This window comes from Streptomyces sp. NPDC091412 (genome assembly GCF_044756885.1).
Taxonomy (GTDB): domain Bacteria; phylum Actinomycetota; class Actinomycetes; order Streptomycetales; family Streptomycetaceae; genus Streptomyces.
Map to the genome: position 1 here is coordinate 573,438 of NZ_JBIVTV010000001.1, position 13,673 is coordinate 587,110.

At 70.5% G+C, this 13,673-nt stretch carries 9 protein-coding genes; 8 read left to right on the forward strand and 1 reads right to left on the reverse strand.

The annotated features are described in order from the left end of the window. Positions 1-544: 544 nt before the first annotated feature. Complete coding sequence (gene polA / locus ACIQMV_RS02630; RefSeq protein WP_402590567.1) at positions 545-3,271, reverse strand: DNA polymerase I; 2,727 nt, start codon at positions 3,269-3,271, stop codon at positions 545-547. Positions 3,272-3,470: 199 nt separating this feature from the next. Here polA and ACIQMV_RS02635 point away from each other — a divergent pair, with 199 nt between their 5' ends. The 8 genes from ACIQMV_RS02635 to ACIQMV_RS02670 all read left to right on the forward strand — a co-directional run bounded on the left by ACIQMV_RS02635 (position 3,471) and on the right by ACIQMV_RS02670 (position 13,664). Then, positions 3,471-5,750 (forward strand): FdhF/YdeP family oxidoreductase, encoded by a 2,280-nt coding sequence (locus ACIQMV_RS02635; RefSeq protein WP_402590569.1) that lies wholly within the window; start codon positions 3,471-3,473, stop codon positions 5,748-5,750. A gap of 85 nt (positions 5,751-5,835) precedes the next feature. Then, positions 5,836-6,321, forward strand: a complete 486-nt coding sequence (locus ACIQMV_RS02640; protein ID WP_141361891.1) for a PaaI family thioesterase — start codon at positions 5,836-5,838, stop codon at positions 6,319-6,321. Positions 6,322-6,963: 642 nt separating this feature from the next. Further along, on the forward strand, positions 6,964-7,596 hold the full coding sequence (locus ACIQMV_RS02645) for a Tat pathway signal sequence domain protein (protein ID WP_402590571.1): 633 nt from the start codon (positions 6,964-6,966) through the stop codon (positions 7,594-7,596). 287 nt (positions 7,597-7,883) lie between these two features. Then, positions 7,884-9,116 (forward strand): branched-chain amino acid ABC transporter substrate-binding protein, encoded by a 1,233-nt coding sequence (locus ACIQMV_RS02650; protein WP_402590573.1) that lies wholly within the window; start codon positions 7,884-7,886, stop codon positions 9,114-9,116. A gap of 113 nt (positions 9,117-9,229) precedes the next feature. Continuing rightward, positions 9,230-10,159, forward strand: a complete 930-nt coding sequence (locus ACIQMV_RS02655) for a branched-chain amino acid ABC transporter permease (protein WP_402590575.1) — start codon at positions 9,230-9,232, stop codon at positions 10,157-10,159. A 5-nt stretch (positions 10,160-10,164) separates the two neighbouring features. After that, the gene (locus tag ACIQMV_RS02660) at positions 10,165-11,997 is read left to right on the forward strand and encodes a branched-chain amino acid ABC transporter permease (protein ID WP_402590577.1); all 1,833 of its coding nucleotides are present in this window, start codon (positions 10,165-10,167) and stop codon (positions 11,995-11,997) included. Positions 11,998-12,000: 3 nt separating this feature from the next. After that, on the forward strand, positions 12,001-12,951 hold the full coding sequence (locus tag ACIQMV_RS02665; RefSeq protein ID WP_402590579.1) for an ABC transporter ATP-binding protein: 951 nt from the start codon (positions 12,001-12,003) through the stop codon (positions 12,949-12,951). Then, entirely contained in the window at positions 12,948-13,664 is a 717-nt protein-coding gene (locus ACIQMV_RS02670) for an ABC transporter ATP-binding protein (protein ID WP_141361879.1), read from the forward strand. The genes ACIQMV_RS02665 and ACIQMV_RS02670 overlap by 4 nt, the downstream gene beginning before the upstream one ends. Positions 13,665-13,673: the final 9 nt, after the last annotated feature.

Sequence of the window (13,673 nt, forward strand, 5' to 3'; positions counted from 1 at the left end):
CCCCAGCCCCAGCCCCAGCCCCAGCCCCAGCCCCAGGCAGGATGTCCACGGCGAGGGCCACCCCGCGCCGTGGACACGCCCGCGCCGTGACCCGCCCGTGGCGGCAGGGCTTCCGAGCCGGGCGGTTGCCCGCGCGGGCGGCGCCGCGGAACCGCGGCGAAGGGACGGCCGGCCGAGCCACCGTCGCGGAGGCCCCACCGCACCAAACGCCCCCGCCATACCGCCGCAGACCGACGGGCCTCCCCCGCCACACGGCACGCCCCGCAGGCCGCGCCGGGCCGGCGGGCCTTCCGGGCCGAACGGTGCGCAGTGCGCACCCGCGGGCCGCGCTGCGGAACCGCCATGGAAGGCATGGCAGGCCGAGCCACCGTCGCAGGGCGTCGCGTCGCCCGGGCATCCCCGCCACGCCATCGCGGACCGGCACGACTCCCCAGCCGGACGGTGCACCCCCAGGCCGCGCTGCGGGGCACCCACGAAGGCACGGCCGCCACGAGCCGCCGTCGCGGGGGATGCCGGGGCACCCAGCCACGCCCCCCGCCGCAGGCTAGTGTGCCGCCGACTCCCAGTCCGGGCCCACGCCGACCGAGACGTCGAGGGGGGCGCTGAGCTGTACCGCACCGGCCATCTCGTGGCGGACGATCCGCTCCACGGTCTCGCGTTCGCCGGGGGCGATCTCCAGGACGATTTCGTCGTGGACCTGGAGGAGCATGCGGGAGGCGAGGCCGGCCTCGCGCAGGGCGCGGTCCACGTGCAGCATGGCGATCTTGACGATGTCGGCCGCCGTGCCCTGGATCGGCGCGTTGAGGGCCATGCGCTCGGCCATCTCGCGGCGCTGGCGGTTGTCGCTGTTGAGGTCGGGCAGATAGCGGCGGCGGCCGAAGAGGGTCTCGGTGTAGCCGGTCGCCCGCGCCTCGTCGACCACGCGGCGCAGATAGTCCCGTACGCCGCCGAAACGCTCGAAGTAGGCGTCCATCAGGCCGCGCGCCTCGGCCGCCTCGATGTTCAGCTGCTGGGAGAGGCCGAAGGCCGACAGCCCGTAGGCCAGGCCGTAGGACATCGCCTTGATCTTGCGCCGCATCTCCGCGTCCACCGCCGAGCGGTCGACGCCGAAGACCTGCGAGGCCGCCGTGGTGTGCAGGTCCTCGCCGGACGTGAACGCCTCGATCAGGCCCGCGTCCTCGGACAGGTGGGCCATCACGCGCAGTTCGATCTGGCTGTAGTCGGCCGTCATCAGCGACTCGAAGCCCTCGCCGACCACGAAGCCGCGCCGGATGGCCCGGCCCTCGTCGGTGCGGACGGGGATGTTCTGAAGGTTCGGGTCCGTCGACGACAGACGGCCGGTCGCGGCGACCGTCTGGTTGAACGTGGTGTGGATCCGGCCGTCGGCCGCGATCGTCTTGATCAGGCCCTCGACGGTGACGCGCAGCTTCGCCTGCTCGCGGTGGCGGAGCATGATGACCGGCAGTTCGTTGTCCGTCTGGGTGGCCAGCCATGTCAGGGCGTCGGCGTCGGTGGTGTAGCCCGTCTTCGTCTTCTTCGTCTTCGGCAGGGCCAGTTCGCCGAAGAGGACTTCCTGCAGCTGCTTGGGCGAGCCGAGGTTGAACTCGTGCCCGGCCGCCGCGTGCGCCTCCTTCACGGCCTGCTGCACCGCGCCCGCGAACGTCTGCTCCATCGCCTCGAGGTGGGAGCGGTCCGCCGCGATGCCGTGCCGCTCCATGCGGGCCAGCAGCACGGACGTCGGCAGTTCCACGTCGCGCAGCAGGTCGGCCGCGCCGACCTCCGGAAGGCGCGCCTCGAAGGCCTCGCCGAGGTCGAGGACGGCCCGGGCCTGGATCATCAGGGCCTCGGCCTCGGCTCCCTCGTCCGCGCCGAAGGCGAGCTGACCGTCGGCCGCGGCGGCGGGGGCCAGCTCCCGGTGCAGGTACTCCAGGGACAGCGCGTCCAGGTCGAAGGAGCGGCGGCCCGGCTTGACCAGGTAGGCGGCGAGCGCGGTGTCCATGGCGGCGCCCTCGATGGTCCAGCCGTGCTCGGCGAAGACCCGCATGGCGCCCTTGGCGTTGTGGAAGACCTTGGGCCGGTCCGCGTCGGCCAGCCAGGCCGCGAACGCGCTCTCGTCCGCCTCGTCCAGCTGCGACGGGTCGAACCACGCGGCCGCTCCTCCGGGCGCGGCGAGCGCGATCTCGGCGACCGAGCCCGCGCCCAGCGCCCAGGTGTCGACGGTGGCCACGCCGAGCACCTGCGTGCCGTGCTCGGCGAGCCAGCCGGCCAGCTCGCCGGTGCCGAGCACGGTGCCGTCCAGCTGCACCCCGTCCGTCGTGATCGGGGTGGTCTCGGCCTCCTCGGCGCCCGGGTCCACGGCGTAGAGCCGCTCGCGCAGGGAGGGGTTGCGGATCTCCAGGGTGTCCAGGACCATCGCGACGGCCTTGCGGTCGTACGGCGTGCGGGCGAGGTCGGTGACCGCCTTGGGCAGCTCCACGCTCCGCTCCAGCTCGGTGAGCCGGCGGTTGAGCTTGACGGACTCCAGGTGGTCGCGCAGGTTCTGGCCGGCCTTGCCCTTGACCTCCTCGACCCGCTCCACGAGCTGGGCGAACGAACCGAACTGGTTGATCCACTTCGCGGCCGTCTTCTCACCGACACCGGGGATGCCCGGCAGGTTGTCCGACGGGTCGCCGCGCAGCGCCGCGAAGTCCGGGTACTGGGCCGGCGTCAGTCCGTACTTCTCGATCACCTTCTCCGGGGTGAACCGGGTCAGCTCGGAGACGCCCTTGGTGGGGTAGAGCACCGTCGTGTGCTCGGAGACCAGCTGGAAGGAGTCGCGGTCGCCGGTGACGATCAGCACCTCGAAGCCCTCGGCCTCGGCCTGGGTGGCGAGGGTGGCGATCACGTCGTCCGCCTCGTACCCCTCGACGGCGAAGCGGGAGGCGTTCATCGCGTCGAGCAGTTCGCCGATCAGCTCGACCTGGCCCTTGAACTCGTCCGGGGTCTTGGAGCGGTTCGCCTTGTACTCGGTGAACTCCGCGGAGCGCCAGGTCTTGCGGGAGACGTCGAAGGCGACCGCGAAGTGCGTCGGCTCCTCGTCACGCAGGGTGTTGGCCAGCATCGACGCGAAGCCGTAGATGGCGTTCGTCGGCTGGCCCGTCGCGGTCGTGAAGTTCTCCGCGGGCAGCGCGAAGAACGCGCGGTAGGCCAGCGAGTGCCCGTCCATGAGCATCAGCCGCGGCCGGGCGCCGCCGGGGGTGGTGTCGGTCTTCTTCGATGCTGTCTCTGCCACGTCCCCGATCCTGCCACGTGCCACTGACAGCCGGGCCCGCCGCCCGCCTCCGCGACCCCCGGGACGGGCCCCCGGGTCCGGCCTGCCCGGCCGTCGCGCGGGGCCTTCCCGGCCGGCGTCCCCGGCCGTAAGCCCTGTCAGGGGGCCGTGCGAGGATCGGAGACGTTCTTCACACACCGCAGTCGAAGGAGAGCGTGCGATGGCAACGAAGCCGCCCATGGGTGATCCGGTTCAGGACGCGCCGCAGGTAGCCGAGCCGCAGCACGCGGCGGCCGGGCTGCCGGCCATCGGCCACACGCTGCGGATCGCCCAGCAGCAGATGGGGGTGAGGCGCACCGCGCTGACCCTGCTGCGGGTCAACCAGAAGGACGGCTTCGACTGCCCGGGCTGTGCCTGGCCGGAGCCGGAGCACCGGCACACGGCGGAGTTCTGCGAGAACGGCGCGAAGGCGGTCGCCGAGGAGGCCACCCTGCGCCGGGTCACCCCGGAGTTCTTCACCGCACACTCCGTTTCCGACCTGGCGGACCGGAGCGGGTACTGGCTGGGCCAGCAGGGGCGGCTCACCCACCCCATGTACCTGCCCGAGAGCGCCGATCACTACGAACCGGTCACCTGGGAGCGCGCCTTCGACATCGTCGCCGAGGAGATCGCCACCCTCGGCTCCCCCGACGAGGCCCTCTTCTACACCTCCGGCCGCACCAGCAACGAGGCCGCGTTCCTCTACCAGCTCTTCGCGCGCGAGCTGGGCACCAACAACCTGCCCGACTGCTCCAACATGTGCCACGAGTCCTCCGGATCGGCCCTGTCGGAGACGATCGGGGTCGGCAAGGGCAGTGTGCTCCTGGAAGACCTCTACAAGGCCGACCTGATCATCGTCGCCGGGCAGAACCCGGGGACGAACCACCCCCGTATGCTCTCCGCCCTGGAGAAGGCCAAGGCGGGCGGCGCGAAGATCATCAGCGTCAATCCGCTGCCCGAGGCGGGTCTGGAGCGGTTCAAGAACCCGCAGACCCCGCAGGGCATGCTCAAGGGCGCCGCGCTCACCGACCTGTTCCTCCAGATCCGCATCGGCGGCGACCAGGCCCTCTTCCGTCTCCTCAACAAGCTGATCCTCGACACCGAGGGCGCGGTGGACGAGCAGTTCGTCCGCGAGCACACCCACGGCTACGAGGAGTTCGCGCAGGCCGCCCGCACCGCCGACTGGGACGAGACGCTCACCGCGACGGGGCTCACGCGCGCGGAGATCGACCGCGCGCTGGAGATGGTCCTCGCCTCCGAGCGCACCATCGTGTGCTGGGCGATGGGTCTGACCCAGCACAAGCACTCGGTGCCGACCATCCGCGAGGTGGTCAACTTCCTGCTGCTGCGCGGCAACATCGGCCGTCCGGGCGCGGGCGTGTGCCCGGTGCGCGGCCACTCCAACGTGCAGGGCGACCGCACGATGGGCATCTTCGAGCGCCCGGACCCCGACTTCCTGGACGCCCTGGAGAAGGAGTTCGGCTTCGCGCCGCCGCGCGAGCACGGCTACGACGTCGTACGGGCCATCCGCGCCCTGCGCGACGGTGAGGCGAAGGTGTTCTTCGCCATGGGCGGCAACTTCGTCTCCGCGTCCCCCGACACCGACGTCACCGAGGCCGCCATGCGGCGGGCCCGGCTGACGGTGCACGTGTCGACCAAGCTCAACCGCTCGCACGTGGTCACGGGCGCGCGTGCGCTGATCCTGCCCACCCTCGGCCGTACCGAGCGGGACGTGCAGGACGGCGGCGAGCAGTTCGTCACCGTCGAGGACTCCATGGGCATGGTGCACGCCTCCCGGGGCCGGCTGCGGCCCGCGGGCGCGGAGCTGAAGTCGGAGCCGGCCATCGTGTGCGGGCTGGCCCGCCGGGTGCTGGGCGAGAAGACCGTGGTCCCGTGGGAGGAGTTCGAGAAGGACTACGCCGCGATCCGCGACCGGATCGCCCGGGTCGTCCCCGGCTTCGAGGACTTCAACGCGCGCGTGGCCCGCCCCGGCGGCTTCGCGCTGCCGCACGCCCCGCGCGACGAGCGCCGCTTCCCGACGGCCACCGGCAAGGCCAACTTCACCGCCGCGCCGGTGGAGTACCCCGAACTGCCCGAGGGCCGGCTGCTGTTGCAGACACTGCGCTCGCACGACCAGTACAACACCACGGTGTACGGGCTCGACGACCGCTACCGGGGGATCAAGAACGGCCGGCGGGTGGTGCTGGTCAACCCGGAGGACGCGCGGGCGCTGGGGGTGGCCGACGGGTCGTACGTGGATCTGGTCGGTGAGTGGAAGGACGGCGTGGAGCGGCGGGCGCCGGGCTTCCGGGTCGTGCACTATCCGACGGCCCGGGGCTGTGCCGCGTCGTACTACCCGGAGACCAACGTGCTGGTGCCGCTGGACGCCACCGCCGATACCAGCAACACCCCGGCCAGCAAGTCCGTCGTGGTGCGTCTGGAACAATCGGCGGCCGACTGAGCGTTCGCTCAGTGAATGCGGTGGCCGGGTCGACGCCGAACCGGACGACGCCGAGCCGATCAAGGACGAAACGGAGCCGGACCCCATGGGCGAGCAGCAGAACGTGAAGTTCCCGCAGGAAGTTCTCGACGAGTACGCCGCGCTCGGCGTCGACCTGCCCGCCCTCTTCTCCGCCGGACACCTCGGCACCCGCATGGGCGTCCAGATCCTGGAGGCGTCCGCCGAGCGCGTCGTCGGCACCATGCCGGTGGAGGGCAACACCCAGCCCTACGGGCTGCTGCACGGCGGCGCCTCAGCCGTCCTCGCCGAGACCCTCGGCTCGGTCGGTGCCATGCTGCACGGCGGCAGCTCCAAGATCGCCGTCGGCGTCGACCTGAACTGCACCCATCACCGCGGGGCGCGCTCCGGTCTGGTCACCGGCGTGGCCACACCCGTCCACCGGGGACGCTCGACGGCGACGTACGAGGTCGTCATCAGCGACGAGGAGGGCCGGCGGGTGTGCAGCGCCCGCCTGACCTGCCTGCTGCGCGACGCGAAGCCCGGCGACGGCCCCGCCGGCGCGGCCGGCTGAGCCGCTGCGCAACGAAGGCGCCTGCGCCACCATTGCCCCCGGACACCGGGCCGCCTAGCTTCTTGCCATGACAACGGGAGGAGCCCCCCGGCCGGGGGCGCGGTCGAGCCGGTCCTGCCGCCAACTGCCGCCCCTGCCGCACGCGTCGGCGGCCATCCCGGGCGGGCGGACACCCGGCGGACCCACACCCGTCGGACCTGCCCACGCCCAGCCGACACCCGCCGGGCCTGCCCACGCCGAACCCACACCCACCGGGCCCGCCCGGGCCGAACCCACACCCACCGGGCCCGCCCACACCGAACCCACACCCACCAGGCCTGCCCAGGCCGAACCCGCACCCACCAGGCCCGCCCACACCGAACCCACACCCACCAGGCCCGCCCACACCGAACCCACACCGACCAGGCCTCCCCCCGCCAAGCCCACACCCACCGGGCACGGCACCGAACCCCCGGCACCACCCCGGATCCCGCCCGGACACGGCGCCGCGCTCCCGGCACCACCCCGGCTCGCCCCGCACCGGCCGGGCCCCGAGGGGAGGCGCCAAGCCGCCTGCCAAGTCGGCGAACTGACGTGCCGTCGATCAGCAGGAGACCGCCCCGGCCGGCATCGAGTCGGCGCGCCCGGCGGGAGGCCGTTGCCGTGAGCGGCGTCGGGCCCCTCGAACCGGGCGAGGGCACGCGCGCGTGGGGTACGCCCGACCCGGACGACCCACCCCGCACCGGCGGCCTCGCGCACACCCCTCTCGCGCGGCTGTACCGGCGGCACCGCCGCGCCGTCCTCACGGCCCTGACGTTCGCTCTCCTCCTCGCGTGCGGCGGCTACCTGTTCGCCACCCGCCAGGACGCGCCGCAGCCCCGGCCGCAGCCTTCGGCGCCGCCCTACCCCTCTCTGGTGACCGACGTGTCCTACCTGGACGCGGTCGCCGCACCCGGCGACGCCGGAACCAGGACATTCAGCTTCGCGGTGCTGGTCAGCGTGCAGTCCGGTCCACCCGTGACCGTCACCGGCATCACCCAGCCGTACGCGGGACTTTCCCTCACCTCCGAGCCCCGCACCCCATTCCGCACGAGGGCGGGATCCGCCCACAAAGTTGTGATCACCATGCATGTGAAGGAATGCGGAAAAGTGCCGGGGAACGCCGGACTCCCTTTCCTGGACGTAACACTGCGTAATAAGCGCGCAATCCAGGTGCACAGTTTCATCCTCGGGCCACGCTATGCACAGAGCCTCTCCCAGGCCCTGCAAGTCGCCTGCGGCAACGGTTCGTTGTAATCACCAAAACTGGTGAGACGCCTGAACGCAGCGCCGCGCGTCCTGCGGGTTCTCAGAATCCGGACCGGGCGAATCTGCCTGAATTCCACACTTCCACCCGCCGCGTACCGCTCTGCATTACGTCGTGTCATAACAAGAGAGTCACAGCCTTGGCCAAGCTCTCCTCGACGTTCCCTGAGCACGCCTAGAGTCACCGCCAGTCACGGCGCGTCGGATTACCTCTTCGACTCCGCGCTCGACTCGACCTCTTCCAGGGGGGAGGGGCCGTGCCAGGGAAAGGACTGATCGTGCGTCAACGTTCACTCATCGCCATTACCGCAGCGCTGGCAGCGGGAGCACTCACCCTCACCGCCTGCGGCTCGCGGGGTGGCGGAGACAAGGGTTCGGACTCCGGCAACGGTGGCACCACCGTGGTCATCGGCGTCGACGCCCCGCTGACCGGCGACCTGTCCGCCATGGGTCTCGGCATCAAGAACTCCGCCGACCTCGCCGCCAAGACGGCCAACAAGCAGAAGTTCGTCGAGGGCGTCACCTTCAAGATCCAGGCCCTGGACGACCAGGCCCAGCCCTCCTCGGGCCAGCAGAACGCCGTCAAGCTCGTCGCCAACAAGGACGTCCTCGGCGCCGTCGGCCCCCTCAACTCCTCCGTCTCGGAGTCCATGCAGAAGGTCTTCGACGACGCCAAGCTGGTCCAGGTCTCCCCCGCCAACACCGGCCCCTCGCTCAGCCAGGGCCCCGACTGGCGGACCAAGAAGGTGCGCCAGTACAAGTCGTACTTCCGCACCGCGACCACGGATGCCATCCAGGGCCCGTTCGCCGCCCAGTACGTCTACAACATGGCGAAGAAGACGAAGGTCTTCGTCATCGACGACAAGAAGACCTACGGGGCCGGCCTGGCCGGCACCTTCACCGCCGAGTTCAAGAAGCTCGGCGGCAAGGTCGTCGGCACCGAGCACATCAACCCCGACACCAAGGACTTCTCCGCGGTCGCCACCAAGGTCAAGAAGTCCGGCGCGGACATCGTCTACTACGGCGGCGAGTACCCGCAGGCCGGCCCGCTCAGCAAGCAGATCAAGGCCGCCGGCGCCAAGATCCCGCTCATCGGCGGCGACGGCATCAACGACGCCAAGTTCATCGAGCTGGCCGGCCCCGACAGCGGCGGCGACCTCGCCACCTCCGTCGGCACCCCGGTCGAGGAACTCGACTCCGCCAAGCAGTTCACGGCCGACTACAAGGCCGCCGGCTACAAGGAGGAGTACTCCGCCTACGGCGGCTACTCCTACGACTCCGCCTGGGCCATCATCGAGGCCGTCAAGAAGGTCGTCGACGACAACGGCGGCAAGCTGCCCTCCGACGCCCGCGCCAAGGTCACCGAGGCCATGCAGAACGTCTCCTTCGACGGAGTGACCGGCAAGGTCTCCTTCGACGAGTTCGGCGACGCCACCAACAAGCAGCTCACCGTCTACGCCGTCAAGAACGGCGCCTGGGAGTCGGTCCACTCCGGGACCTTCACGGGCTGAGTCACCACCAGCACCGCTCAACCGTCGCGCGGGGCGCTGTTCCACTGGCGCCCCGCGCGCACGCGCATCCGGCCCCAATCCGTCAAACATCCGAACGTCTCGGAGGACATGCGGTGAACGAACTGCCGCAGCAGCTGGTCAACGGCCTGCTACTGGGATCCATGTACGGGCTCGTCGCCATCGGCTACACGATGGTCTATGGCATCGTCCAGCTCATCAACTTCGCCCATGGCGAGATCTTCATGACCGGCGCCTTCGGGGCACTCTCGGTCTACCTGTGGCTGCCGGGCGGCACCACCATGTGGATCACGCTGCCGCTCATGCTCGTCGGCGCCATCATCGTCGCCGTGCTCGTCGCCATCGGGGCGGAACGGTTCGCCTACCGCCCCCTGCGCGGCGGCCCACGCCTGGCGCCCCTGATCACCGCGATCGGCCTCTCCCTCGCGCTCCAGCAGGCGGTGTGGGCCTGGTACCCGGACGCCAAGTCCGCGCGCACCTTCCCGCAGATCGCCGGAGGCCCCTTCGAGATCGGCAGCGTCACCATCCAGACCGGTGACATCTTCCTCCTCTGCGCCGCGCCCCTCAGCATGGCCATCCTCGCCTACTTCGTCATGAAGACCCGTACCGGACGAGGCATGCAGGCCACCGCGCAGGACCCGGACACCGCCAAGCTGATGGGCGTCAACACCGACCGCATCATCGTGGTCGCCTTCGCCCTCGGTGCCACGTTCGCCGCCGTCGGATCCGTCGCCTACGGCCTGAAGTACGGCGAGATCCAGTTCCGGATGGGCTTCATCCTCGGTCTGAAGGCCTTCACCGCGGCCGTCCTCGGCGGCATCGGCAACATCTACGGCGCCATGATCGGCGGCATCGTCCTCGGCGTCGCCGAGACCCTCGCCACCGCCTACATCTCCGACATCCCCGGCATGCACCAGTTCGGCAGCCAGTCCTGGGCCGACGTCTGGGCGTTCGTACTCCTCATCCTCGTGCTGCTGTTCAGGCCCCAGGGCCTGCTCGGCGAGCGCGTGGCGGACAGGGCGTGACACCGATGACCACACAGACCACCGCACCCGACGCCGCCGGCGCACCCACCGCCGGCAGCGCCGCCCCCACCGGCCTCATCCGCCTGCCCGAGCACATCGGCCTCGCCCTGGCCACCGGCGGCTCCGTCCTGACCGTCGTCTCCGCCTTCCTCGCCTGGACCTGGACCTCCGAATTCCCCGGCGACCTCACCGTCTACGGCTACCCGGGCGGCCTCCAAGTCCTCGTCCTCATCGGCGGAGTGCTCACCGCCCTCCTCGGCCTCGCCGCCTACGGAGTCAAGGGCCTCGGCTGGCTCGTGCCCGCCGGCGGCAACGGCGCGCTCACCCTGGCCGCACTCGGCACCTTCGGCACCGCCTGGTACACCATCCTCGCGATCAGCGGCAAGCTCGGCGGACTGGTCAACCTCGAACCGGGCGCCTGGATCCTCGCCGTGGCCACCGTCCTCACCGTGATCGGTGTGCTCTCCCTGCCGTTCGAGCGGCCGACGACCGAGCCCGCCGACCCCGAGGACGGCGCCTGGGACCGGATACGCCACAACACGCGCAACAAGCTCGCCGTGGCCCGGGCCGCCATCCCCTCCGGCACCCCCGCCCCGGCCCGCGCCCTGCCGGTCTACGCCGAGATCCTCATCATCATCGTGGCCATGGCCATCGGCCTCACCGTCTTCACGTACGGCATCAGCACCTCGTACGACGAGCTCTTCATCGGCTTCCTCATCACCGTCGGCTTCGGCTTCGCCGCGATCTTCAAGGCCGGGCTCGTGGCCCGTGTCTCGGCAATCACCAGCAAGCACCGGAACATCACCATGCTCGGCGCCTTCGTGGCCGCCGCCGCCTTCCCCTTCACCCAGTCCGACGACCAGTACGCGGCGATCGGCGTCTACATCCTGATCTTCGCCACCGTCGCACTCGGCCTGAACATCGTCGTCGGCCTCGCCGGTCTGCTCGACCTCGGTTACGTCGCCTTCCTCGGTGTCGGCGCCTACACCGCGGCTCTGGTCTCCGGCTCGCCGTCCTCGCCCCTGAACCTCCATCTGCCGTTCTGGGCCTCGGCGTTGCTCGGTGGTGTGGTCGCCATGATCTTCGGCGTCCTCATCGGCGCCCCCACCCTGCGGCTGCGCGGCGACTACCTCGCCATCGTCACCCTCGGCTTCGGCGAGATCTTCCGGATCGGCGTCCTCAACATGGACGGCACCTCCGGGCCCGACGTCACCAACGGCTCCAACGGCATCTCGTCGGTCCCGAACCTGAACATCCTCGGCTTCGACTTCGGCCAGGAGCACACCTTCCTCGGGTTCACCATCGCCCGGTTCGCCAACTACTTCCTGCTGATGCTCCTCATCACGCTGATCGTCGTGGTGGTCTTCCGGCGCAGCAGCGACTCCCGCATCGGCCGCGCCTGGATCGCCATCCGCGAGGACGAGACCGCCGCGCGCGCCATGGGCATCAACGGCTTCCGCGTCAAGCTCGTCGCCTTCGCCCTCGGCGCCACCCTGGCCGGCCTCGCCGGCGCCGTCCAGGCCCATGTCACCTACACCGTGACCCCCGAGCAGTACCAGTTCGCCCACGTCGTGCCGCCCAACTCCGCCTTCCTGCTCGCCGCGGTCGTCCTCGGCGGCATGGGCACCATCAGCGGCCCCCTGGTCGGCGCGGCGCTGCTCTACCTCATCCCGGCCAAGCTCCAGTTCCTCGGCGACTACCAGCTGCTGGCCTTCGGTCTCGCACTCGTACTGCTGATGCGCTTCCGCCCGGAAGGCCTCATCCCCAACCGGCGCCGCCAGCTCGAGTTCCACGAGCAGACGGAGGCACCCGCGGTCCTCAGCAAGGCAGGGGTCTGACCCATGACTACCGACACCACCACCAGGGACACCGCGCCCGCCGCGGCCGCGCCGGGCGAGACGGTCCTCGACGCACGCGGCGTCACCATGCGCTTCGGCGGTCTGACCGCCGTACGCGGAGTCGACCTCACCGTCCGCAGCGGCGAGATCGTGGGACTCATCGGCCCCAACGGCGCCGGCAAGACCACCTTCTTCAACTGCCTCACCGGGCTCTACATCCCCACCGAGGGCGAGGTCCGTTACAAGGGCGACGTCCTGCCGCCCAAGTCCTTCAAGGTCACCGCCGCCGGCATCGCCCGCACCTTCCAGAACATCCGTCTGTTCGCCAACATGACGGTCCTGGAGAACGTGCTCGTCGGCCGGCACACCCGCACCAAGGAAGGACTCTGGTCCGCCCTGCTGCGCGGCCCCGGATTCCACCGGGCCGAAGCCGCCTCCCGGGCACGGGCCATGGAGCTCCTGGAGTTCGTGGGCCTCGCCCACAAGGCCGAGCACCTCTCGCGCAACCTGCCCTACGGCGAGCAGCGCAAGCTGGAGATCGCCCGCGCCCTGGCCAGTGAACCGGGCCTGCTGCTCCTGGACGAGCCCACCGCCGGCATGAACCCGCAGGAGACCCGGGCCACCGAGGAACTGGTCTTCGCCATCCGGGACATGGGCATCGCGGTGCTCGTCATCGAGCACGACATGCGGTTCATCATGAACCTCTGCGACCGCGTCGCCGTGCTCGTCCAGGGCGAGAAGCTCATCGAGGGCGACAGCGCCACCGTCCAGCGCGACGAGCGCGTCGTCGCCGCCTACCTCGGCGAGCCCTTCGAGGGAGCGCCCGGAGCCGAGGAGGCCGCCGAGGTCGAGAACGCCGAGATGCAAGCCGCAGCGGCCGAGGCACCGGCAGAGGCGCAGGCAGAGGACGACACCCCGCAGGACGCCGCGCCCGGCAAGGAGAACGACCGATGACCGCACTGCTCGAAGTCGAGGACCTCCGCGTCGCCTACGGCAAGATCGAAGCCGTCAAGGGCATCTCCTTCACGGTCGAGGCCGGTCAGGTCGTCACCCTCATCGGCACCAACGGCGCCGGCAAGACCACCACGCTGCGCACCCTGTCCGGGCTGCTCAAGCCGGTCGGCGGGCACATCAGGTTCAACGGCAAGTCGCTGAAGAAGGTCCCCGCCCACCAGATCGTCTCGCTGGGACTCGCCCACTCCCCCGAGGGGCGGCACATCTTCCCGCGCATGACGATCGAGGACAATCTCCGGCTCGGCGCCTTCCTGCGCAAGGACAGGGAAGGGATCGAAAAGGACATTCAGCACGCCTACGATCTCTTCCCCATCCTGGGCGAACGCAGAAAGCAGGCGGCGGGCACCCTCTCCGGCGGCGAGCAGCAAATGCTCGCCATGGGCCGGGCACTGATGTCCCAGCCGAAACTGCTCATGCTCGACGAGCCCTCCATGGGTCTTTCGCCGATCATGATGCAGAAGATCATGGCGACCATCGCCGAGCTGAAATCCCAGGGCACGACGATTCTGCTCGTCGAGCAGAACGCCCAGGCGGCGCTGTCCCTCGCCGACCAGGGGCACGTCATGGAAGTCGGCAACATCGTGCTGTCCGGCACCGGTCAGGACCTGCTGCACGACGAGTCGGTCCGCAAGGCGTATCTGGGCGAGGACTGACCCGCCCGG